Genomic DNA, 23094 nt, shown 5'->3' with positions numbered 1-23094 from the left:
CTGATCCGTTCCGTCCGGGCGTGCTTGCAGACAGGATAGGTCAAGGATGATTGCGGTGGCCTGAGCACCAGAGCGCGCGTTGATGAGGCCGCAGCAATGCATTGCACGCCTGCAGGATGTGCTCCTGGATCCAGGTTTCATCGAAATGCGCCTTGCTGAGCCGCAGGCTGTTGGCGCTTTCGATAATCGCAACGATCGCCACCGAGGCTTTGGAGGGCTCATCGACGCGGTAGTGGCCTGTCGCACAACCTTTCTGAATGATGCATTCCACAGGTTGGGCCAGGCGCTCACTTGCCCGGTCCAGCCAGCGCCGATGGCTGGCTCCAAGGTGCCTGACCTCGTGTCGCAGGATCAAATCTTCCTGTGGGACGGTGACTTGCCGCTCGAGTGAGAAACACACATATCCCTTCAGGTCGCGTGGACATACGCTTGCATGCCACGCCTGAAGACGTTTTTCGACGATGTCCAGGACCACATTGAGCAGCAGATCCTGTTTGCAGTCGACGTGATGGTAAAGGCTGCCTGGGAGTATTCCGACACGTTGTGCCAGCTTTCGCATGGTCATGGCGGTATAGCCTATTTCAACCATCAGCTCTGACGCGGCCTGCATGACAGGTGCAGGGCATGTACGGGCGGCCTCAGCCATACGCCGGCAACCTGGACAGGGCACGCAGCAGCCGGCAGATCAAGCGCTTGCAGCACTTGCGCGGCGGCGGGGCTAAGCCATTCATCAACCACATACGGCACCTCGACAGGAGCCCCGATACAGATTACCCCTGCGCGTCAGAACAGTGGTCGCGTGCTGTAACGGGAGCATGAACTGAACCCTTCAACCCGCCTGCAGCAAGATTGCCCGGGCACGCAGGATCACCGGAGCGTCGACCATCTGACCATCAAGGGTGAATACGCCGGCGCCAGCTTCGGCCTGCTTGACCACCCGTCGAGCCCAATCCAGCTCGTGATGCGAGGGCTTCAGGGCATCGTGGATCACCTGGACCTGGCTTGGGTGGATGCACAAGGCACCGCCAAAGCCCATGTCCCGTGCAAACCGGACTTGACACTGCAAGCCGTCGGTATCCTGGATGGCGGGGAACACACCGTCCAAGGGCGCGGCCAGTCCCGCGACCCGGCTATGTAGCAGCACTGCATAACGGGCATGCCCCAGCACGTGCTCGGCTGCTGCGCTACCCGTGCTGAGGCCAAGGTCCAGGCCCAGGTCCAGGCTGCCAAATGACAACCTGTCTACGCCAGCCGCTGCCGCCAGGGATGGTAGGGCAGCCAGGCCCTTGGCACTTTCGATGATTGGCCACACCGCCTTGCCAGTAGCATGGGCGCGATCTATCTGGTCGACGCTTTCAGCCTTTGGCAGCAGAATGCCGATGACCCCGGCATGACGCCGGCAAAGCGAGAGGTCAGCCTCGTGGGCCCAATGACCAGGCGCATTCACCCGAACCAGCACCTTGGCCTGCGGATGATCGTTGAGGAATTGGTCGAGGTTGTTGCGCGCCTGCTCTTTCAGCGTCTCTTCCACAGCGTCTTCAAGGTCGACAATGACCCGGTCGGCGCCACTGGCCAAAGCTTTCGGAATGCGTTCTGGTCGAGTAGCGGGAACGAAAAGCGCGCTACGCACTGGTTGTTGTGTCATCGGCGTGCCTCCTGGACGAATTCGATCTCGCCGACCTGGGCCTGGCCTGCCTGATTGCCAGCCCAGACTTGGGCTTTACCCTCACCGATCAATCGGCCACCGACATCGAACGCGTCAGGGCAGATCAAGGGACGAACACCACGGAAGCTGAATCGACGCACTGTCAATTGAGGGTTCGCCCGTACGAACGCTTGCACGTTCAGCGTTGCGATCAGGGGGCCGTGCACCACCAGGCCAGGGTAACCTTCGGTTTCGGTCACATAAGGCCAATCATAGTGAATGCGGTGGCCGTTGAACGTCACTGCCGAATAGCGGAACAGCAGCGTCGGGGTTGGCTGAACGTGGAGATGCCAGTCTCCCTGCGGCATCGGCTCGGTTCCGCCCAGTTTGGGTGGCGAGGGCTCACGATAAACGATGTCCTGTTCCTCGATGAGCGCCTGCTGGCCGTCTTGCACGTACTCATGTTGTACGGTGACAAACAGCAACGCCCCCGTACGCCCATGCTTTTCCTGAACGTTGAGGATGGTCGAACGGCGGGATACCTGGGCATCGACGCGCAGCGGGTGCAGGAACTCCAGGCGACCACCTGCCCACATGCGGTTGCGGTTATCTGCCGGGGGCAAGAAGCCGCCTCGCGCTGGATGACCGTCCCCACCAAGCCCGGAGTGCTCGACGGCGTCCTGGAAGAATGCCCAGTGCCAGAGTTCGGGCAGGGGGGTACCCGGAGCTGGCGCTGGCTCACCCAAGGTTGCGGCAATGCGTTTTACCAGGTTATGGCTGATGCAATCGTGCACGGTCTCACTGCGACCGATCCACGTTTCAGGTGCTGATGTGGTCATTGTTTTTGTCCTGTTACAGCGTGGAGGTGAGTTCTGGCACGATATCGAACAAGTCGCCGACCAGTCCGTAATCGGCCACCTGGAAGATCGGCGCTTCTTCATCCTTGTTGATCGCAACGATCACTTTGGAGTCTTTCATGCCGGCCAGGTGCTGGATCGCGCCGGAGATACCGACCGCGATGTACAACTGCGGGGCCACGATCTTGCCGGTCTGGCCGACCTGCATGTCGTTGGGAACAAAGCCTGCGTCTACTGCGGCGCGTGATGCCCCAACTGCCGCGCCCAGCTTGTCGGCCAGGCGGTACAGGTGGCTGAAATTGTCGCCGTTGCCCATGCCGCGGCCACCGGAAACAACGATGTCTGCCGCGGTCAGCTCGGGGCGATCGGACGTGGCCAGTTCTTCGCCGACAAACGCCGATATGCCTGTATCACGCGCGCCAGCCAATGCCACAATCGGCGCATTACCGCCTTCTGCCGGCAGGGCCTCAAAGCCGGTGGATCGTACGGTGATGACCTTGACTGCGGCGTCCGACTGCACGGTGGCGATGGCGTTACCCGCATAGATCGGGCGCTTGAAGGTGTCGGCAGACTCGACCGAAATGATTTCGGAGATCTGATCGACATCCAGCAATGCTGCCACCCGCGGCAGGATGTTTTTGCCGCTGCTGGTGGCAGGGGCCAATACATGGCTGAAGTCGCGCCCCAGGTTGGCCACCAATGGGGCAACATTTTCCGGGAGCTGACGCGCGTAGGCAGCGTCGTCTGCCATTAGCACCTTACCCACTCCAGCGATCTGCGCAGCCGCGAAAGCGACACCGGAAACGTCCAGCCCCGCGACCAGCACCACGACTTCCCCTCCGATCTGGCGGGCTGCAGCCAGAGTATTCAAGGTCGGCGCGGCGAGTGTGTGATTGTCGTGTTCAGCTACTACCAGGATGCTCATCAGATTACCTTCGCTTCGTTCTTCAGCTTCTCGACCAGTTCGGCCACCGACTTGACCTTGATACCAGCGCTGCGGGCAGCCGGCGCTTCAACTTTCAGGGTCTTGTTGGTGGAGGCGAGGGAAACGCCCAGCGCGTCTGGAGTAACGGTCTCCAGCGGCTTCTTCTTGGCCTTCATGATGTTCGGCAGCGACGCATAGCGTGGCTCGTTCAGGCGCAGGTCGGTGGTGACGATGGCTGGCAGGTTCAGCGATACGGTCTGCAAGCCGCCATCGATTTCACGGGTGACGTTCAGCTTGTCGCCAGCAACGATGACCTTGGAGGCGAAGGTGCCCTGGGCGTAGCCGGTCAGCGCGGCCAGCATCTGGCCGGTCTGGTTGTTGTCGCTGTCGATGGCCTGCTTGCCAAGAATGACCAGCTGCGGCTGCTCTTTGTCGACAACGGCTTTCAGCGCTTTGGCCACGGCCAGGGAACTCAGCTCATCGACGGCTTCGACCAGGATGGCACGGTCGGCGCCTAGCGCCAGGGCGGTACGCAGTTGCTCCTGGGCAGTGGTCGGGCCGACGGAAACGACGACGATCTCGGTCGCAACGCCTTTTTCCTTCAGGCGTACGGCCTCTTCCACGGCGATTTCGCAGAAGGGGTTCATGGACATCTTGACGTTAGCAAGGTCGACGCCGGAGTTGTCCGCCTTGACGCGAACCTTGACGTTGTAATCGACCACACGTTTGATAGCGACCAGCACTTTCATAAGCAGTAATACTCTGTTCTTGAGCTTTCACAACAGGCGTTAAAAAGAGGGGTCAGATGACCCCTGAAGCGCGCAGCTGTTGAATTCGTTCATGCGTCAGGCCAAGTTCGGCAAGGATGTTTTCGCTATGCTCGCCAAGCGCGGGCACCGGGCCCATGCGTGGTGCAAAGGCATTGCTGGTGGCGGGTGGGAGCAGGCTGGGAACGCTGCCTGCGGCCGTATCGATGCGCCGCCAGCGGTCTCGGGCTTTTAGTTGTGGGTGCTCCCAGACGCCCTGCATGTCGTTTACCTTGGCGTTGGCAATGCTGGCCTGATCCAGCCGCTGAATAACGGTATCGAAGCTCAAGGGGGCGAAAGCCTCGATGATCAACGCTCGCAGGGCGTCGCGGTTGGCCACGCGTTTGAAGTTGGCAGAAAACCGATCGTCATCAGCCAGCTCCGGCCGGATCAGCACATGCTGGCAGAACAGCTGCCACTCCCGTTCGTTCTGCAGGCCGAGCATCACGGTGCTGCCATCGCCAACAGGGAATGGACCGTATGGATAGATCGTGGCGTGCGCTGCACCGGCGCGAGGCGGTGGCGGGGCTCCTTCGTAGGCGTAGTAGAGCGGGTAATTCATCCACTCCACCAGGCTCTCAAGCATCGAAACTTCAACGTGGCTGCCGATGCCGGTTTTTTCCCGCAACAATACGGCCGAGAGGACGCCCGTGTAGGCATACATGCCGGCAGCGATATCCGCGATCGAGTTGCCCGCCTTGGCCATCCCGTCTTCGCCGGGGCCACCGGTGACCGAAAGAAAACCGCCTTCGCTCTGAATCAGCAGGTCATAGGCTTTTTTCTGCTCGTAGGGGCCCCCAGCGCCATAGCCGGAGATGTCGCAGACGATGAGCCGCGGGAAACGCTCGTGCAATTGCTCGAAACTCAACCCAAGGCGCGCGGCCGCCCCTGGCGCAAGGTTCTGCACCAGCACATCGGCTTGCTCCATCAGCTGGCCAAGGATGTCCCCGGCGATGTCCTGCTTGAGGTCAAGGGCCAGGCTTTCTTTCGAGCGGTTGGTCCAGACGAAATGCGAGGCCAGGCCATTGACGCGCTCATCGTACCCACGGGCGAAGTCGCCACTGCCCGGGCGTTCGACCTTGATCACCCGAGCACCCAGGTCAGCCAGCTGACGGGTACAGAAGGGCGCTGCGATCGCATGTTCGAGGCTGATGACGGTTATGCCGTCAAGTGGGCGAATGGGCTGACTCATGATTGTTGTCTCTCTTGTTATGGCAGGCCCTCGCGGTTGGCGAGGGGGCCCCGGGTCAGAACGAACGTGGCAGTTCCAGCAGATGTTCGGCCACGTAGGACAAGATCAGGTTGGTTGAAATGGGCGCGACCTGATAAAGGCGGGTTTCTCGGAACTTGCGCTCGACGTCATATTCATTGGCAAAGCCGAAGCCGCCGTGGGTCTGCAAGCATGCGTTGGCGGCCTCCCAGCTGGCTTTGGCCGCCAGGTACTTGGCCATGTTCGCGGCGGCGCCAGCGTTGCGGCCGCTGTCGTACTCGGCGCAAGCTCGCCAGCGCATCAGGTCGGCGGCTTCGATTTCGATGTGGGCTTCAGCGATGGGGAACTGCACGCCCTGGTTCTGGCCGATCGGGCGGCCGAATACCACGCGATCACGGGCGTACTGGCTGGATTTCTCGATGAACCAGCGGCCATCGCCGATGCATTCGGCGGCGATCAAGGTACGCTCGGCATTGAGCCCGTCGAGGATGTAGCGAAAACCCTTGCCTTCTTCGCCAATCAGGCTGCTGGCAGGGATTTCCAGGTTGTCGAAGAACAGCTCGTTGGTTTCGTGGTTCACCAGGTTGGCAATCGGCTGTACGGTCAGGCCGTTACCGATGGCTTCACGCAGGTCGACCAGGAAAATCGACATGCCATCGACCTTCTTGGTGACCTCGGCGAGCGGGGTGGTACGCGCCAGGAGTATCATCAAGTCAGAATGCTGGACGCGAGAGATCCACACTTTCTGGCCATTGACCACGTACTTGTCGCCTTTGCGAACCGCCGTGGTCTTGATCTTGGTGGTATCGGTACCGGTGGTCGGCTCTGTCACGCCCATCGACTGCAGGCGCAGCTCGCCACTGGCCAATTTGGGCAGGTAGTAGCGCTTTTGCTCTTCGCTGCCGTTACGCAGCAAGGTGAACATGTTGTACATCTGGCCATGGATGGTGCCGGAGTTGCCGCCGCAAGCGTTGACTTCTTCAAGAATCACCGACGCCTCGGCCAGACCCAGGCCGGAGCCGCCAAACTCTTCGGGTATCATCGCCGACAGCCAGCCGGCCTCAGTCATGGCTTTGACGAAGGCTTCAGGGAAGCCTTTTTCTTCGTCGACCTTGCGCCAGTATTCGGCCGGGAAATCGCCACACAGGGCACGTACACCCTCACGAATGGCGTTGAGTTCTTCTTGATTGTTGTCGATCATCATCATTCTCCAGGGTGGGACAGGCCGGCAGCGTCATCGTGGTTCGGCCGCCGGCCCGACCCTGTAACACGGTCAAATAGGCTGGAAGCCAAGGGCGGCGCGGAAACGGTTCTTGATGTATTGGCCATCACGCGGCGGGAGTACACGTGGCGGGTTTTCGGCTTTGATCTTCACCGTGGCCAGCTTGACCCCGTCCCGGTTGGCGAAACGCTCACGCAGGGCATGGACCCCGTCCATTTCACGAATTTCCTGGGTCCAGGCAAAGCCACAGGTTTCAGCGACCCGGTCCAGCTGGATGCCGAAGCCGGCGTGGCTGACTTGCATGCCGGTTTCACCAAAGTGGCCGTTGTCCAGCACCACGATGGTCAGGTTTTTCGGCTGCTGCAGTGCAACAGTGGCCAGTGCGCCGAACCCCATCAGCAGCTCACCGTCACCCGTGACAACCACCACGCTTTTGTCCGGCTGCGCATTGGCGAGGCCCAAGCCCACGGTAATGGCACTACCCATGGCCGCCCAAAGGTAGTAGTTGTTGTCGTGGTCACCCGCGGCCATCACATCATAGGAGGCAGAGCCCAGGCCGGTGACGACGAGCACATCATTGCGATCGGCGAGCAAGGTACGGACGACCTCTCGGCGGCAAAGCACGTGGTTGGCGCTTACTTGACCCATTTCTTTTCTCCGATCAGGCGCTGACCAAGCAGCAGGGCGGTGGCGGCATCGCCGTTGAAGGCCATGGTGGCGGCGCCATGCAGCAGTGGGGCCACATCCTCAGGTTTGTCAGCGCGCCAGGTCATCACTTTCATCAGGTTCAGGGAGGCTTCAGTGGCCTGACCCATCGGGTTTTGCCAGGCGTTGAATTCAGCCCAGTCACCCCGCATGGTCACTACCATCAGCAGGGGGAAGCCGGCACAGTTCTGCAAGGCGAGGGTGTTGATGCAGTTACCGACACCGCTCGATTGCATCAGCAGCGCGCCGCGTTCCCCACCCAGCCAGGCGCCGGCCAGGTAGCCAATGCCTTCTTCTTCCGTGGTGAGCACAACGGCCTGGATGTCGGGGTCTGCATAGGACATGCGAATAGACGCCGAGTGGCCAGCGTCCGGTACGAATACGACGTGCTTGACGTCGTGGGCCTTGAGAACACGGAACACGTCCTCTTGCCAGTTCTGTTCAGCTTCTTGCGATGACATGGGTATCTCCCGGCAGTGCTGCTTTTGTTTTTCCTCATCATGCGGCGAGATACAGCGCAGGACGACTACCGTTTTTTTCTTTGAGATATGCCGTAGCGGCATAGGTGAGCCCATAGCACGCTGTAGGCAAGCCGAGCATCAGGAAGACGCCCCCCCATAGCCCAATCGTGCTGTGGCGTATACCTTTGGTTCTAGCTGCTATGCCCAAATGCTATAGCTGCCGACCGAGGCTGTCTTTAGACTGTGAAAAACGCCGTTCAGAGGCGCCCCTTTCTTTGCCAGTGGTTGACCGATGGACGTAGTGCAACTGAAAACCCTGATCCATGTGGCCGAACTTGGCAGCCTGAGCAAGGCTTCGGACCGGCTCCATGTGGCGCAACCTGCATTGAGCCGGCAGATTCGGCAGTTGGAAAAGGAATTGGGCGTCTACCTGTTCGAGCGGCATGGCCGCGGTATGGAAATCACCGCTGCCGGCCTCGAGGTTCTTGAACGGGCCACCCGGATCATGGACGAGCTCGAGTCCATCCGTACCTCGGTAGCCGGCGGCCGTGCCGCATTTCGCGGCATGGTCGCCATCGGTACCACGCCGACCATCGCCGAGATTGTCACTGTGCCGTTGGTTCAACGCATCCGCGACACTCACCCGGACCTCTCGATCCGCTTTTCATCGGCGTTCAGCGGCTATTTGCTGGACTGGTTGCAGCGGGGCGAGCTGGAGCTGGCCATCTCCTACGATCCGCAGCCACTGCACACGTTGCGAATCGAACCGGTAATGATGGAGAACCTGGTCCTGGTTGGCCCTCCCGAGGCCAGGTTGAACCTGGACACGGCCGTGCCGTTCGCAGAATTGGCCAATGAACAGATGGTGCTGCCCAGCCCCCGCCATGGGCTGCGCAAGATCATGGACCAGTGCGCCCTAGAGCGAGGCTTCAAGATCACCACCAGTGTCGAGGCGGACTCCTTTGGCGCGATGATCGACCTGGTCCGTCATGGTTTTGGCTATACGGCATTGCCACTGGCCTCCATCTATTCTCGCCTTGATGACGGCAGCTTGTGCGCCGCGCCGCTGGTTGACCCGACGCCAATGCGCAAGCTGGTACTCGTGCTGCCCGCCGATCGGCAGGTAAGCCCCGCAACACGCTACGTCGGCCAGACCTTTGTGGACATTGCCAGCGAGCTGGTGGCCAAAGGCATCTGGGCGGGGCACATGCTCTGAAACGGCTGCGCCAAGCTATTCAATCGCGGCATAACTGCTAGAGGGCAGCGGGTCTGGCCGCTACCCAGGTGAGGGCGTAGCTTTGCCCGGGATAAAAGTCAGTGCGCTTTCGCTGACTTGTAAAATAATAGATCCCAGAAGGTGCCCCCATGATGTGCGTTCCATCGCCCCGCGTACTGCCGCCCGCTTTTCCTGTGATGACTCCGAGCCAGTAGATCGACGCAGACCAACGCTGTTGTTCTTGCCTCGCGTTTGCCTCAGATTTGGAGTTCCCCCATGCACGCCAACAATCACAATCCTGCTGCGCCTGATATCCGTAACCTGACCAATCGCCAACGGATCCGCGCCATTCTCGGCGCCTGTTCCGGAAACCTGGTGGAGTGGTACGACTTCTTCATCTACGCCTACACCTCAATCTACTTCGCCGCGCTTTTTTTCCCTCAGGGCGATCAGACCACACAGCTTTTGGCAACGGCCGGCATTTTTGCTGTGGGCTTCTTCATGCGCCCCCTGGGCGGGTGGATTTTCGGTTACCTCGCTGACACGCGTGGCCGCAAGTTTTCCATGATCATCTCCGTCTTTCTGATGTGTGGGGGCTCGCTGATGATCGCGGTCGTGCCCACCTACGAAACCATTGGCATGGCCGCGCCGGTTCTGTTGCTGATTGCCCGCTTGATGCAAGGCCTTTCGGTAGGGGCTGAATACGGTACCGGTGCGACCTACATCAGCGAAATTTCCAGTACGGGCAAGCGCTGCTTCTTTGGCTCGTTCCAGTACTTCACTATCATTGCCGGGCAACTGCTGGCATTGCTGACTGTGGTTGTACTGCAGAACCTGCTGCCCATCGAAGAACTCAAGGCCTGGGGCTGGAGGATTCCATTCTTCATTGGTGCAGTAAGTGCGCTGGTGGTGGTCTACCTTCGCCGCTCGATGCTTGAAACGGCAAGTCACCAAGGCGCCAAACACAAGGAAGCGGGCTCGATAAAAGCGCTGATGAAGCACAAGAAAGCCGTGCTGCTGACGATTGCCATCACTGCCGGTTGCTCGTTGCACTTCTATACATTCTCCACCTACATGCAGAAATACCTGGTGGTTTCGGCGGGCTTCGATCCGTCGACGGTGAGCTTCATCATGACAGCCGCGCTGGTGGTGTTCATGTGCCTTCAGCCGGTGTTTGGAATGATGGCTGACAGGATTGGTTCGCGAAACAGCATGATTGCCTTCGGCTTGCTGTCGAGCCTGTTGATCGTACCGCTGCTCACGGGTCTCAAGACCGTCAACAACCCGTACGAAGCCTTCGCGCTGGTCATGCTGGGCCTCCTGATTGCTGCGTTGTATACGCCGGTCACCGGCGTGCTGAAGGCGGACCTGTACCCCGCCACGGTCCGCGCGCTGGGCGTAGGGCTGCCCTATGCCTTGGGCAACGCGCTGTGTGGCGGTACTGCCGAGTACGTGGCGCTGTCCTTGCGTGGCGCGGGCGTGGAGTCGTACTTCTACTACTACGTGGCGGCGATGAGCGTCATCACCCTGATTGCCGCAGTGCTCATGCCCGATCTACGCAAGCACGGTTACCTCGACGGAACGGGGGCTGTGGAAGAAAACACGGGCTTGCGGCCCGGTACCCATTATTCGAATGCACGAAGCTGACACCAAGCCCAGGCAACCACTACGGTTGCCTGGGCTTCCTGCCAATCAGGATGTTTTTGGTGGTTCAGGCTCGAGCACACCCAAGCCCTGATCTTTTGCGACCTGCTCTGGAGCATTGCCCCAGATGGTCCTGTCTATGTTGAGGTCCTGGAAGGCACTGGCGGTGAGAACCGGCTCGGCAACTCCGGCTTTGCGCTGTGCGTCGTAATCTGCGAGCAGTCGCAGGCCGACTCGGCATAGCAGGACCAGGGCGATGAGGTTCACCAGCGCAGAAAGGGTCATGGTGATGTCGGCGAAGGCAAACACCGTGGACAGGTCCTGAACCGAGCCCCAGAGAATCAAGGCCAGCACCAGCGCGCGATAGCTCAGCAGTGCCTTGCGGTTCTTGCCCAGAATAAACCTCAGGTTGTTTTCGCCCAGGTAGTAGTTGTAGAGAATCGAGGTGAACACGAACAACGCAAGTGCAACGCTGATGAAGATGCGGCCCCAGTCACCGACCACTGCGGCAAGCGAGTTCTGCGTCAGCACGATGCCGTCACCCGCGAAACCAGCGGTATAGAAGCCCGACAACAAGATCAGCAAAGCGGTGCAGGTGCAGATGATGAATGTATCGAAAAACACGCTGAACGCCTGCACGACACCTTGTGAGACAGGGTGCCGAACTTCGGCCACCGCGGCGACGTTTGGCGCACTGCCCAGGCCAGCTTCGTTGGCGAATACGCCACGCTTCACACCCATCACGATTGCGCTGCCGATCAGGCCACCAAAGGCTTGATCGAGCCCGAACGCGCTTTTCACGATGGTCACCAGCATGAGGGGCACGTGATCAAATTGCAGCACAATGACGTAAACGGTGACCGCTATGTAGGCCAGCGTTTTCACCGGTACCAACAGGTCTGCCACCCTGGCGATGCGTTTGATGCCGCCCACGAACACCAGCGCTAGCACCGCAGCCAGGGCGATGCCGGAATAGGCTGGGTCAACGCCAAATGCATTCTGCAAAGAGTGGGTCACTGCGTGTGACTGCAGGCCATTGAAGGAAAAACCGAACGTGACGATCAGCAGTACCGCCATAACAACGCCCAGCCAACGCTTGTTCAGCCCGTATTCGATGTAGAACGACGGGCCGCCATGAAACTGGCCGCTACCGTTGTGGCGCTTGTACAACTGCGCCAGGCTGCATTCGAACAATGTGGTGGCCATCCCGACCAGTGCGGTAACCCACATCCAGAACACCGCACCAGGACCGCCCAAGGTTACAGCCACGCCGACGCCGGCGATGTTGCCCGCCCCGACACGGCCGGCCAGGCTGAGCATGAGGGCCTGGAAGGAACTGATTTGAGTCGAACTGCGGGTAAGGCTGTCCTTGAACACCTTGAACATGTGCAGGAAATAGCGCAGCTGCACAAACCGTGTCTTGACGGTGAAATAAGCGCCCAGGCCGACGACCAGGACGATAAGCAGCTTTCCCGAAAGAAAGCCATTGATGGCTTCGAGCATGACGCAACCTCATTGTTATTATGACTGGGTGTGCGGGTACACACGGCCGCAAGCAGCCGTGTAGGGGTTGGAGCCGGTAAACGGGGTCAGGCGCGGTCTTGCAGTGCCTTGATGTGCTGCCACATCAGCGCCGGGTTGGAGTACATCGGGAAGTGGCCACAATCAGGGATGCAAGCCAGTTGCACCCCTTGGGCAGCGATGTCGTCCAGATAGGAAAGGTGGGCGTTGGTTGCGCCGTACATGTACTGGCGCGGGAAGGGTAGCGCCAGGAACTTCTCCATCAGACCGCCGTTATCTGACAGCTCAACCATGGACTCGAAGATGCCGCGCACCGCCCCGGTACGTACCTTGTGCGTCAGGCTGGCCGCATAGAGTGCGCTGGCAGGATCAGCGGCAAGCCGGGTGCGCTCGATGAAGTCGCGGAAAAAGCGCAAATCGTCTTCGCGCGAGTGATCGTGGATCTGCCGGCTGAGGAAGCAATCTTCGGGCGCAATATTGCCCTCGATGTCGACGAAACTCAGCACTCGGTCTGGAGCGGCATCAGCGAGCATCAGCCCGGTCAGGCCGCCCATGGAGTGGCCAACCAGATGGAATCTGTCGACGCCAAAGTGTGCAAGTACAGCCTGGGCAGTCTTCACCAGCAAGGGGATGTCGATGCGGGCGAGGTCGGCGCATTCGGTTTCCCCGCAACCAGGCGCATCGTAGGCAATGAAGGGATGGCCTTCGAATGCGGGCTGCAGCGTGATGTCGGCATAGTCTTCTTTGGTAGAACCGAACCCATGCAGGAAGAGGATAGGTGCCTTGGGGCCGGAACGATGGATCACCGCCAGATCCAGCAGTACGCCGTCGATGTTCAACGGCAGTTTCTCGTGAGTGAAGCGAGCAGGGTTTGCCACGGTGGGAACTCCTTTTACAGAGGCCCCAATGTCGGGCCCACCCTGAATTTTGTAAAATACGAAGCCGCGAACCCTGTCATATGCCCAGCCTATGACGCAAAAACCTGCTTGGCCTGGTCAATCATCGCATCCACCAAGGGATTACCGTTTACGCCGTGCCATGCCATGGCGGTGGTGACAACCTTCACTTCTGGCTGCAACGGCCGCACCAAAACATTTTCGGGAGCAAGCTTGTCCATGGAGGTGGGCACCAAAGCGATGCCCTGGCCACAACTGACGAACGCCACCTGCGCCGTGACAGAGCGGACCTGATGCACGATACGCGGCGCGAAGCCGCTGGCCTTGCATAGCCCCACCAGATAGTCGAAATACACCGGGCTGACGTCTCGTGAGGCCATCACCAGGGTTTCATCGGCAAGTGCCTTGAGCTCAATGGCTGCACTGGAGGCCAATGGGTGGTCCTTGGGCATCGCGACTGCCAGGCGATCCTCTGACAGCGGCATGGACTGCAGATGCCGGCCGAGGTTGCCTTCAAGGCGTGCAAAGGCGATGTCGATATCGCCGGCCTCAAGCGCGGGTATCGCCTCCGCGCTATCGATCTCTCGAACCGAAACCGTGACCAACGGGTGGTCTTGCTTGAACCGCTCGATCAGCTGGGGCAGCACATCGATCATGGCCGAGGTGATCGCCCCGATGGTCACCACGCCGGCGTGCCCTGCCACAGCCTCGTGAACCGCCAACTCCAGTCGCTCCAGCTGATCAGCAAACTTTCGCACAGCGGGGAGGATTGCAGCCCCGGCGGCAGTGAGCTGAGCGCCACGGCGAGAGCGGGTGAACAGTTGAATGCGAAGGGACTGTTCAAGCGCCTGGATCTGCTCGGTCAACGGCGGCTGTGACATGCCCAGCCGCTTGGCCGCGCGGCTGAAGTTCTGGTCCTCGGCAACGGCCAGGAACAGCCACAGGTGACGTATCAAGCGAAAGTTGATCACGGCATTCTTCCATAGGTTTGGAGTATGACAAGCTTAGCTTCTTCGTAATATACGTATCAAATGCCCGCGCAGATACTCAAGCCTCACTTACAAGAGGCCTGCAACCGATGAGCTTGAAAGCCCCGCTTGAGCGCCTGGCTGTGCTCGATACCAATACGGTGTCGGACGCGCTGGACTTCCTCCAACTGCCTGGAGCCACCAACGGCCTGATGCCGCTCTGGAACTGCCCGAAGATTGTTGGCCGAGCCAGCACCGTGCAGTTGGGGCCAAAGCAGGACGTGGCACCCACCGTTCACCTGATTACCCCAGTCATCGAACAGATCACCACCGATGACCGCGTGCTGGTGATTGCGGGTGGCGTTGACGGTATTTCCAGCTGGGGTGACATCCTGGCCAACGCCGCCCGGCGCAAAGGCATCCGTGGCTCGATCATCGATGGCTTCAGCCGCGACATCTGCGGCAGCGCCGACATCGGTTACCCGGTCTACGGCCGTGGCGTGACCATGATCAGCGCGCGCAACAGGCTCATCCAGATCGACGCGGCCGTCACCATTCGCATGGCCGGCGTTGACGTGGATGAAGGCGACTACGTGATTGCCGACGCATGCGGCACCGTTTTCGTCCCGGCCGGTGCCATCGAGAAGGTGCTTGACCTGGCCGAGCGTATCGACCGTCGCCAGGCCGGCATGGTGGACGCCGTCCGCGCAGGCCGTTCGGTCGAGGAAGTGATGCACGACACCCAATTCGAAGCCATCAAGGTGGAGCACTGATATGAGCCTTTCTGATAAAGACCTGGTCGCCTTGTTCGAAGGCCTGGATACCCCGGGGGTGTCCGACGCGATGGACAAGCTGGGCCTTCCCGGCCAGGCCTTTGGTATCGCGCCGCTGGCCAACTATAGCCAGGTCGTGGTCGGCCCGGCCTTCACTGTCCAGTATGTCAGTGCAAGCACACCGCCAGGCACCGTGGGTGACTTCATTGATGAAGTAGCACCAGGCGACGTTGTGGTCATCGCCAACGAAGGCCGTACCGATTGCACGGTGTGGGGCGACATCATGACCCAGTACGCCCTGGCCCGCGGTATTGCCGGCACGGTCATTGATGGTGTCTGCCGCGATGTGAACAAGGCGCTGGGCGAAGGCTACCCGCTGTTCAGCAAAGGCCGCTTCATGCGTACCGGCAAGGACCGCGTCGAGGTCGTGGCCGTCAACCAGCCGGTGTCGGTTGGCCATGCCCGGGTTTGTGCCCGGGACATCGTCGTCGCTGACGCCAATGGTGTCGTCATTGTCCCGCGTGAGCGTGCCCAGGAAGTTGCTGAAACGGCACGTCGCATCGAACACGTTGAAACGCAGATCCGCGAACAGATTGCGGCTGGCAAGAGCCTTAAAGACGCCCGTGCCGCCCTCGGTTACCACTCCCTTCAGAGCAAGCAATCATGAGCCTTCCACACGATTACCAGAACATTGCAAAGGTCCTCGGCAGCTCCACCCTGTACGAGGCGTCCGGGCTGCCATGCGCGGTCGACCGCGAGATTCGCGCTGTCTGGAAAGGCGCATTCATCGCCGCGCCGGCTTACCCGCTGCAGTGCTCGCCAGGTGACAACCTGGGTCTGCATCTGGCTGTTGCCAAAGCGCCGCGCGGTAGCGTGCTGGTCTGTGATACCGCCGACTTCGTGGCCGGCTATTGGGGTGAGGTGCTTACGGTGGCGGCGGAAGCGGCAGGCATCGTTGGCCTGGTGATCAACGGTGGTGTGCGCGACATCGCTGCGCTCGAAGCACATGGCTTCCCTGTATTTGCGCGAGGCATCTCGGTCAAAGGCACCGTCAAGGCAACCACGCCTTCGGTCGGCAAGCCGTTCGATTTCAGCGGTGCGCAGGTCAGCGCCGGCGATCTTGTCGTCGCGGACGAGGATGGTGTGATCATCATTCCGGCCAATGCCGTTGAACATACCCTGCGGGAGGGGCAGAAGCGCGCGGACAAAGAAGCCGTATTCATGGGCAAGCTGCGCGAAGGCAAAACCACCATGGACCTGATGGGCCTCTCCCACCCGGAGGAGCAAGCGTGAGCCTGGCAACGCTGAACCGTCGCCTGGAGGCTGCCAAGCCTTCGGCGACCTACAAGATCATCGACCGCGTGGCTGCGCGCCGCGCAGACGGGGCGAAGATCATTTCGCTCTGTGCGGGTGAACCTGACTTCGATACACCGGAGCACATCCGGGCTGCGGCCATCAGTGCGATCGACAACGGCCATACCCGCTATACCCAGGTAGCCGGCCTTCGCACGCTGCGTGAAGCCATCGCGCGTAAATACCAGCGTGAGAATGGTCTTGATGTCAGCTGGCAGGACACGCTGGTGTGCAGTGGCGGCAAGCAGGTCATCTTCAATGCCCTGGCCGCGACCCTGAACGAAGGCGACGAGGTTGTAATCCCCGCGCCATACTGGGTCAGCTATCCAGAAATGGTTGAACTGTGCGGTGGCGAGTCGCGGATCGTCGCTTGTGGCGCCGAGTCGGGCTTCAAGTTGTCCCCGCAAGCGCTGGCCGAAGCCATCGGGCCGAAAACCCGCTGGCTGATCCTGAACTCACCGTCCAACCCCACGGGCGCCGTGTACGACCGCGACGAATTGCAGGCTCTTGCTGAGGTGTTGTTGGCCCATCCGCAGGTACTGATTCTGGCGGACGATATCTACGAGCACCTGATATTCGACGGCCGTGACTTCCTCACACTTGCCCAGGTCGAACCACGCCTGGCTGCGCGGACATTGACCATGAACGGCGTGTCGAAGGCCTACGCCATGACGGGTTGGCGGATCGGGTTCGCTACCGGCCCTCGCTGGTTGCTTGAGGCGATGGAAAAGCTTCAGGGTCAGCAGACCTCGGGTGCGTGTTCCATCTCGCAGCACGCTGCAATCGCAGCCCTGGACGGTCCGAAAGACTTCATCGCCCACAGCCGCGAAGTATTCCAGCGGCGCCGTGATTTCATGGTCGAGTTGCTCAACCAGGCGCCGGGCATCAGTTGTGAGGTGCCAGGCGGGGCTTTCTACGCTTTTGCCGACTGCTCTGGGCTGATCGGCAAGCGCTCACCTGCTGGGCGCGAATTGGTCAATGACGAGGCTGTGGCCCTGGCGTTGCTGGAGGAGGCCAATGTTGCAGTCGTTCAGGGCAGTGCTTTTGGTCTTCCAGGGTACCTGCGCATTGCTTATGCGCTGGATGACGAGTCGCTGCGTGCGGCTTGCCAGGCCATTCACCGCTTCTGCGAGGACGCACGGTAGATAGATTGCCTCGCTGAAGCTGGGCACCCTAAGGCTGCACGTCCTCAATTGCATACCTGCGATGAAGGGCGTGCAGCTTTTTTGCTTGGCAGAGCCTTCCGCTCGATGGGCAGCCCGGGCTCTCCATTCATCCAATAAGAAAAACAGATACCTGCTTAAGGATTTCATGGAGGCGGGGAAGGGATGCCCGCCTTAGAGTCACCTTCGTCCATAAGTCAGATGGCGCTTGCCCTCGCGGCAAGCCCATCGCCTCGGCTTGGTCCCTACAAAAACAAGAAGGTGAAAGCATGAGCAACGAAGCGGTCGATATCAAGGCATGGATCGACGACCGACCAGTATCCCGGTATCAGTGGCTCATCATGGCTCTGTGCTTTCTGGTTGTTCTGTTCGATGGTTTCGATGTGGCGGTGATGGGTTTTGTCGCACCTTCATTGATTCAGGAGTGGGGCCTTACCCGCGCGGCTTTTGGCCCGGTCATGAGCGCCGGCATGGTAGGCCTTGCGATTGGCGCTTTGACCGCAGGCCCTTACGCTGACCGCTTGGGTCGCAAGCGGGTGCTGCTGATCGCCGTGACTGGGTTCAGTGTGCTGAGCCTGGCCTGCGCCTTTGCCCGCAACCCCTACGAGCTGGGCTTGCTGCGTTTGCTCACCGGGGTAGCCTTGGGTGCAGCGCTGCCGAACACCACCACTTTGCTGTCTGAATACCTGCCAGAGCGGAATCGCGCGCTTTTCATCACCATCATGTTCACAGGCTTCAACATGGGTTCCGGGCTTGGCGGTTTTCTGGCTGCCTGGCTGATCCCGGCGTATGGGTGGCATGCAGTATTGCTCGCGGGTGGCATCATGCCGCTGGTACTGCTTCCGCTTCTTTGGTTGTGGTTGCCTGAGTCGGCACGGTTCCTTGCTGCCCGCAATGCACCTGCTGCCGAGATCGCCAAGGTATTGAACCGGCTCGGTGGTGTGTTCACTGCCGCTACGCGGTTCATCGTCAGCGAGGGCCAAGCGAATCACAAGGCACCGGTACGCATGCTGTTCACCGGTCAGTTCCGTTTCGGCACGCTCGCGCTGTGGAGCACCTATTTCATGGGCCTGCTGGTGATTTACCTGACCATGGGCTGGATGCCCACACTGTTGCGTGACAGTGGCTTGTCCATCGAGCGGGCAGCCAGCATCACAGGCTTGTTCCAGCTCGGCGGTACCGTTGGCGCAATTGCAGTGGGCTGGGCAATGGATCGGCGCAACCCCAATCGCGTTATTGCCGGGGCTTATGTGCTGGGTGGCTTGTGCATCCTCTTGCTGGGCGCCACCAGCCTGGAGTCGACGCTGCTTGCCGTTGGGGTAACTGCAGCCGGGTTTTTCATGAGCGGGGCACAAACCGGGCTCAACGCCTTCGCGCCGGGCTACTACCCAACAGATTTTCGCGCTACAGGGGTCAGCTGGATGCTAGGGATCGGGCGTTTTGGGGCGATCTTCGGCTCGCTCATTGGCGGCGCAGTGTTGAGTATGGGCTTCGCTGTTCCAGTGCTCTTCGCGTTGTTGAGCGTACCGGCCTTTATCGCTGCGATGGCGATCCTGGCCAACGGCCATGCCCGGCGCCGGCCGATCCAGGCTGCAGTGGCCCAGTAGCTTCATTCAAGTAAAGGAACATTCCATGGCACGTATCATCGGCGGCCTCGCCGTCTCTCATACACCCACTATCGGTTTCGCGGTCGACCACGACAAGCAGCAAGATGCGGCTTGGGCCCCCATCTTTGAAGGGTTCGAGCCAATCAAGGCCTGGCTCGATGAGAAAAAGCCCGACGTGCTCTTCTATATCTTCAACGATCACGTGACATCGTTCTTCTTCGACCATTACGGTGCTTTTACCCTTGGCGTCGACGAGCGTTATGAGGTTGCAGACGAGGGCGGCAACCCTCGCGATCTGCCCGCGGTGAATGGCCATGCGGCACTGTCCCGGCACATCGGCGAAAGCCTGGTGGCCGATGAATTCGACATGGGGTTTTTCCGTGACAAGCCGCTTGATCACGGGTTCTTTTCCCCCATGTCTGCGTTGCTTGCCTGCGACGACGGCTGGCCGGTAGAAATTGTTCCGCTGCAGGTGGGCGTGCTGCAATTCCCCATTCCGAGTGCCCGTCGCTGCTACAAGCTGGGGCAGGCGCTGCGCCGGGCGATTGAAAGTTACCCAGAGGATGTCAAGGTGGCCATCGTGGCGACAGGTGGGGTTTCTCACCAGGTCCATGGCGAGCGCTGCGGGTTCAACAACCCCGATTGGGATGCGCAGTTCCTGGATCTGCTGGTCCATGACCCGCTGCGCCTCACGGAAATGACCCTGGCCGAATTCGCTACGTTAGGCGGGCTGGAAGGGGCAGAGGTGATCACCTGGTTGATCATGCGAGGTGCGCTGTCATCCAACGTGAAGAAGCTGCACCAAGACTACTACCTGCCGTCGATGACAGGTATTGCAACGCTGCTGCTGGAGAATGAGGATCGGCCAGTGCCCGTCGAAACCACTGCCCGGCACCTCAAGCACATGCGGCACCAGCTAGACGGCATCGACAAACTCGAAGGAACTTACCCGTTCACGCTGGAGCGAAGCGCCAAGGGCTACCGCCTGAACAAGTTTCTGCACCGCATGATCGAACCTGACTGGCGCCGTCGCTTTCTTGAAACGCCAGAGGCGCTTTTTGAGGAGGCGGGTTTGAGCGAAGAAGAATGCGACCTGTTACGCCGCCGTGACTGGCGAGGGCTGATCCAGTATGGCGCAATCTTCTTCGTACTGGAAAAGCTTGCTGCGGTAGTGGGGGTGCCAAACCTGCAGGTGTACGCCGCGATGCGTGGGCAGAGCCTGGAAGACTTCATGAAGACGCGCAACCAGCAGGTGCTGTATTCGGTGGCCGGCAAGCGATAACCGAAATCGCCGGCGCGCTTACAGCAATTTCTCTAGACGGTTGCCGGCTCGCCCGTCACTGCGCGGATCATCTCCATCAGAGCCTGCGCTACTGGCGAGTGCAGGCAGCCGTTTCGGTATGTCAGCCCGATGGCGCGGGAAGTCTGTTTCAACTCGACAGGCAAGACACATAACTCGCCAGAGGCTATTTCTTGCTCCAACTGGTGTGCGGAAACGGCTGCGATCATGTCGGAACGCAGCAACAAACCTCTGATGATGGCCATATCGGCGCTTTCCACCACCGGGTGTGGGCTGGCCATGCCCAGTGCAGTGAAACATCCATCCAGCATCTGCCGCGCGGGTGAACCGGCCCTTGGCAATACCCATTTTGCGGTTGAAAGCGCGCTGTAGTTCAGGCTTTTCGCGAGTGGGTGGTGTTGCCGGGCCACAAGCACCATTTCTTCGGACATCAACTTCTCTCCTGTAAGGTCACTTGCGTAAGCCGCACTGCGCAACGCACCGAAGATGAAGTCCACATCGCCTGCGCGCAACTCGGTGGCCAGCAGGTCGAAAGGGCTTTCGTTGGTAATCACCTGGATATGGGGGTGGGCGGCCATCAGGCGCACGATGGCCGCAGGCAAGATTCGCGTGCGGCCCAGGGGCAGGGCGCCCACATGCACTGCGCCTTGCAATTGGCCTTGAAGGGCTGAGATGTCTGTTTCCATGTGGCGCAGTTCATTGAGTGCACGCCGGATAGGGAACAGTATTTCGTGGCTCGTGCGGGTAGGTTGCAGGCCTCGAGGGGTTCGCTCGAACAACGTCTGCCCACAGCCGCTCTCCATGACCTTGAGCGTTGAGCTGATGGCCGGCTGAGTCAAGCCCATGAGGTTCGCAACGGTCTGCATGTGATGCGTCTCGCAGAGGCTCACGAAAATTTGCAGCCGCTTGACCTGGAACAGGTACAGCGGCTCCACGGGCTGCTTGTCTGCCGGGGCAAGCAGCCGAGGGACAGTACCGAGCTCCTCCAGCACCCTGCGCGCCCGCGGCAGCACGCGCTCACCATAGCAGGTGAGGCGCATGCCATTGGTGTGACGCTCGAACAGAGGCGCATTCAAGCGGGCCTCCAGCTCGGAGATCGAGCGTGTAACCACTGATTGCGCGCGGTACAGCGCTGATGAAGCTTTGGAAACACTCCCGAGCTCCGCAACGCGCACAAATGCCCGCACGTGCATCAAGCCTGGCAGCTCTCTGGTTTCCATTGCGACAGTCAACTTTCTGCTTGAGGTGCGTTGACTATGCCGATCCGAGACGAGGAGGGCAATAAGGAAAACGCATACCCCATACACCCGAACGCATTACTGCTTCAGTCAGACCGAATGCGAAGCTGTGCCTATCGAAACAGGAGCACTCGCAATGACAGGATCTCAACAAAACGCATTGGTTGTCAGCGCCCATTCTGCCGATTTTGTATGGCGTGCAGGTGGTGCTATCGCGCTGCACGCCCAGCAGGGTTACAACGTGCACATCGTTTGCCTGTCCTACGGCGAGCGGGGCGAGTCTGCAAAGCTGTGGCGAAAGGGCGACATGAGTGAGGGCAAGGTGAAAGCTGCTCGCCAGGAGGAGGCGATGGCTGCAGCCGAAATACTTGGCGCAAGTGTGGAGTTTTTCGACGTTGGGGATTACCCCATGCGGGCTGACAAGGACACGCTGTTCCGCCTGGCCGATGTCATGCGCCGCGTCCAGCCGGCTTTCGTACTCAGCCACTCGCTGAAGGACCCGTACAACTATGACCATCCGCTGGCAATGAACCTCACTCAGGAAGCGAGGATCATCGCCCAGGCAGAAGGTTACCGACCGGGCGAAAAAATTGTCGGGGCACCCCCGGTCTATGCCTTTGAGCCGCATCAGCCGGAACAGTGTGAGTGGCGCCCGGATGTGTTCCTGGACATCACCGATGTATGGGACCAGAAATACGCTGCGATTCAATGCATGGCCGGGCAGGAACACCTGTGGGAGTACTACACACGTGTCGCCCTGCAGCGGGGGGTACAGGCCAAGCGCAACGTTGGCATCACCTGCGCCCGCAACATTGTCTACGCCGAGGGCTACCAGAGCACCTTCCCGCGCGTGACGGAGAACCTGGCATGAGTACGCTCGTGGGAAAAACCGGCGTTGTCCTTCGCAACATCGAGCGAGCGGGCGCGGGCCTGGTGGACGAACTGGCGGCGTACGGTGTTGCCACCATCCACGAGGCACAAGGGCGCAAAGGGTTGCTGGCGCCCTCGATATCGGCGATTCAGCAGGGCACTTCTGTCAGCGGCTCGGCCGTCACTGTGCTGGTGGCGCCCGGGGATAACTGGATGTTCCACGTTGCTGTTGAACAATGCCGTCCTAGCGATGTGCTGGTAGTGGCACCCAGCTCTCCCTGTACCGACGGCTACTTTGGTGACCTGCTCGCAACCTCGCTCAAGGCGCATGGTGTTCGTGCGCTGGTGATCGATGCCGGGGTGCGCGATACCCGTACCCTTCGGCAAATGGGCTTCCCCGTATGGTCACGGGCGGTCAGCGCGCAAGGCACCATCAAGGAAACACTTGGGTCGGTCAATCTACCGATCATTTGCGGCGGGCAGCTGGTCAACCCCGGTGACGTGGTCGTGGCGGATGATGACGGTGTGGTTATTGTGCGTCGCGATGAGGTGACGCAGGTGCTGGAGGCGACCCGTCGGCGTGCTGATCTGGAAGAGCAGAAGGCGTTGCGCCTGGCCAGCGGCGAACTCGGTCTGGACATCTACAACATGCGTCCCCGCTTGGCCGAGAAGGGGTTACGGTACATCGACAGCCTGGATGAACTGGGAGAGTAG

At 60.2% G+C, this 23094-nt stretch carries 23 protein-coding genes; 10 read left to right on the top strand and 13 right to left on the bottom strand.

The window, feature by feature from the left end:
• Window positions 1-40: 40 nt before the first annotated feature.
• The 9 genes from PP4_RS27975 to PP4_RS13420 form a co-directional block, all read right to left on the bottom strand.
• A complete protein-coding gene (locus PP4_RS27975) occupies window positions 41-646 on the bottom strand; it encodes a TetR/AcrR family transcriptional regulator (RefSeq protein ID WP_080642792.1) in 606 nt (201 codons plus the stop codon).
• 183 nt (window positions 647-829) lie between these two features.
• The gene (locus tag PP4_RS13455; RefSeq protein ID WP_016499735.1) at window positions 830-1645 is read right to left on the bottom strand and encodes an HpcH/HpaI aldolase/citrate lyase family protein; all 816 of its coding nucleotides are present in this window, start codon (window positions 1643-1645) and stop codon (window positions 830-832) included.
• Window positions 1642-2484, bottom strand: a complete 843-nt coding sequence (locus PP4_RS13450) for an FAS1-like dehydratase domain-containing protein (protein ID WP_016499734.1) — start codon at window positions 2482-2484, stop codon at window positions 1642-1644. The genes PP4_RS13455 and PP4_RS13450 overlap by 4 nt, the downstream gene beginning before the upstream one ends.
• A 13-nt stretch (window positions 2485-2497) precedes the next feature.
• A complete protein-coding gene (locus PP4_RS13445) occupies window positions 2498-3427 on the bottom strand; it encodes an electron transfer flavoprotein subunit alpha/FixB family protein (RefSeq protein ID WP_016499733.1) in 930 nt (309 codons plus the stop codon).
• Window positions 3427-4176, bottom strand: a complete 750-nt coding sequence (locus PP4_RS13440) for an electron transfer flavoprotein subunit beta/FixA family protein (protein ID WP_016499732.1) — start codon at window positions 4174-4176, stop codon at window positions 3427-3429. Before PP4_RS13440 ends, PP4_RS13445 begins: the two co-directional genes overlap by 1 nt.
• A gap of 52 nt (window positions 4177-4228) precedes the next feature.
• Window positions 4229-5425: a CaiB/BaiF CoA transferase family protein gene (locus PP4_RS13435; RefSeq protein WP_016499731.1), complete on the bottom strand. Its 1197-nt coding sequence runs from the start codon at window positions 5423-5425 to the stop codon at window positions 4229-4231.
• Between the two features lie 55 nt (window positions 5426-5480).
• Complete coding sequence (locus PP4_RS13430; protein ID WP_162471785.1) at window positions 5481-6641, bottom strand: acyl-CoA dehydrogenase family protein; 1161 nt, start codon at window positions 6639-6641, stop codon at window positions 5481-5483.
• Between the two features lie 75 nt (window positions 6642-6716).
• The gene (locus PP4_RS13425) at window positions 6717-7313 is read right to left on the bottom strand and encodes a thiamine pyrophosphate-dependent enzyme (protein WP_016499729.1); all 597 of its coding nucleotides are present in this window, start codon (window positions 7311-7313) and stop codon (window positions 6717-6719) included.
• Window positions 7301-7831, bottom strand: coding sequence for a thiamine pyrophosphate-binding protein (locus PP4_RS13420; protein ID WP_016499728.1), 531 nt, complete (start codon window positions 7829-7831; stop codon window positions 7301-7303). Before PP4_RS13420 ends, PP4_RS13425 begins: the two co-directional genes overlap by 13 nt.
• A gap of 292 nt (window positions 7832-8123) precedes the next feature.
• Between PP4_RS13420 and PP4_RS13415 the strand changes: the two genes are divergently transcribed.
• The gene (locus PP4_RS13415; protein ID WP_016499727.1) at window positions 8124-9047 is read left to right on the top strand and encodes a LysR family transcriptional regulator; all 924 of its coding nucleotides are present in this window, start codon (window positions 8124-8126) and stop codon (window positions 9045-9047) included.
• 276 nt (window positions 9048-9323) lie between these two features.
• The gene (locus PP4_RS13410) at window positions 9324-10694 is read left to right on the top strand and encodes an MFS family transporter (protein ID WP_016499726.1); all 1371 of its coding nucleotides are present in this window, start codon (window positions 9324-9326) and stop codon (window positions 10692-10694) included.
• A gap of 45 nt (window positions 10695-10739) precedes the next feature.
• Here PP4_RS13410 and PP4_RS13405 read toward each other — a convergent pair whose 3' ends face one another.
• The 3 genes from PP4_RS13405 to PP4_RS13395 form a co-directional block, all read right to left on the bottom strand.
• Window positions 10740-12194, bottom strand: coding sequence for an alanine/glycine:cation symporter family protein (locus PP4_RS13405; protein WP_016499725.1), 1455 nt, complete (start codon window positions 12192-12194; stop codon window positions 10740-10742).
• An 86-nt stretch (window positions 12195-12280) separates the two neighbouring features.
• Window positions 12281-13090 (bottom strand): alpha/beta fold hydrolase, encoded by an 810-nt coding sequence (locus tag PP4_RS13400; protein WP_016499724.1) that lies wholly within the window; start codon window positions 13088-13090, stop codon window positions 12281-12283.
• Window positions 13091-13179: 89 nt separating this feature from the next.
• The gene (locus PP4_RS13395) at window positions 13180-14079 is read right to left on the bottom strand and encodes a LysR family transcriptional regulator (protein WP_016499723.1); all 900 of its coding nucleotides are present in this window, start codon (window positions 14077-14079) and stop codon (window positions 13180-13182) included.
• 107 nt (window positions 14080-14186) lie between these two features.
• On the opposite strand from PP4_RS13395, the gene PP4_RS13390 reads away from it, so the two are divergent.
• From PP4_RS13390 to PP4_RS13365, 6 genes are all read left to right on the top strand, one after another.
• A complete protein-coding gene (locus PP4_RS13390; protein WP_016499722.1) occupies window positions 14187-14849 on the top strand; it encodes an RraA family protein in 663 nt (220 codons plus the stop codon).
• A gap of 1 nt (window position 14850) precedes the next feature.
• Entirely contained in the window at window positions 14851-15516 is a 666-nt protein-coding gene (locus PP4_RS13385) for an RraA family protein (RefSeq protein ID WP_016499721.1), read from the top strand.
• Window positions 15513-16142, top strand: coding sequence for an RraA family protein (locus PP4_RS13380; protein ID WP_016499720.1), 630 nt, complete (start codon window positions 15513-15515; stop codon window positions 16140-16142). Before PP4_RS13385 ends, PP4_RS13380 begins: the two co-directional genes overlap by 4 nt.
• Window positions 16139-17347, top strand: coding sequence for a pyridoxal phosphate-dependent aminotransferase (locus PP4_RS13375; protein WP_016499719.1), 1209 nt, complete (start codon window positions 16139-16141; stop codon window positions 17345-17347). The genes PP4_RS13380 and PP4_RS13375 overlap by 4 nt, the downstream gene beginning before the upstream one ends.
• Before the next feature lie 287 nt (window positions 17348-17634).
• Window positions 17635-18972 carry an MFS transporter gene (locus tag PP4_RS13370; protein ID WP_016499718.1) on the top strand — a complete coding sequence of 446 codons (1338 nt, stop codon included), beginning with the start codon at window positions 17635-17637 and terminating at the stop codon, window positions 18970-18972.
• Between the two features lie 25 nt (window positions 18973-18997).
• A complete protein-coding gene (locus PP4_RS13365) occupies window positions 18998-20254 on the top strand; it encodes a gallate dioxygenase (RefSeq protein WP_016499717.1) in 1257 nt (418 codons plus the stop codon).
• Between the two features lie 32 nt (window positions 20255-20286).
• Here PP4_RS13365 and PP4_RS13360 read toward each other — a convergent pair whose 3' ends face one another.
• On the bottom strand, window positions 20287-21492 hold the full coding sequence (locus tag PP4_RS13360; protein ID WP_016499716.1) for a LysR family transcriptional regulator: 1206 nt from the start codon (window positions 21490-21492) through the stop codon (window positions 20287-20289).
• A 154-nt stretch (window positions 21493-21646) separates the two neighbouring features.
• Here PP4_RS13360 and galB point away from each other — a divergent pair, with 154 nt between their 5' ends.
• Window positions 21647-22381, top strand: coding sequence for a 4-oxalmesaconate hydratase (galB, locus tag PP4_RS13355; RefSeq protein ID WP_016499715.1), 735 nt, complete (start codon window positions 21647-21649; stop codon window positions 22379-22381).
• On the top strand, window positions 22378-23094 hold the full coding sequence (locus PP4_RS13350; RefSeq protein ID WP_016499714.1) for a 4-carboxy-4-hydroxy-2-oxoadipate aldolase/oxaloacetate decarboxylase: 717 nt from the start codon (window positions 22378-22380) through the stop codon (window positions 23092-23094). The genes galB and PP4_RS13350 overlap by 4 nt, the downstream gene beginning before the upstream one ends.

It is taken from the genome of Pseudomonas putida NBRC 14164, assembly GCF_000412675.1.
GTDB lineage: Bacteria > Pseudomonadota > Gammaproteobacteria > Pseudomonadales > Pseudomonadaceae > Aquipseudomonas > Aquipseudomonas putida.
Note: the sequence above shows the minus strand (reverse complement) of the source record. Positions and strands in the feature narration are given on the sequence as shown.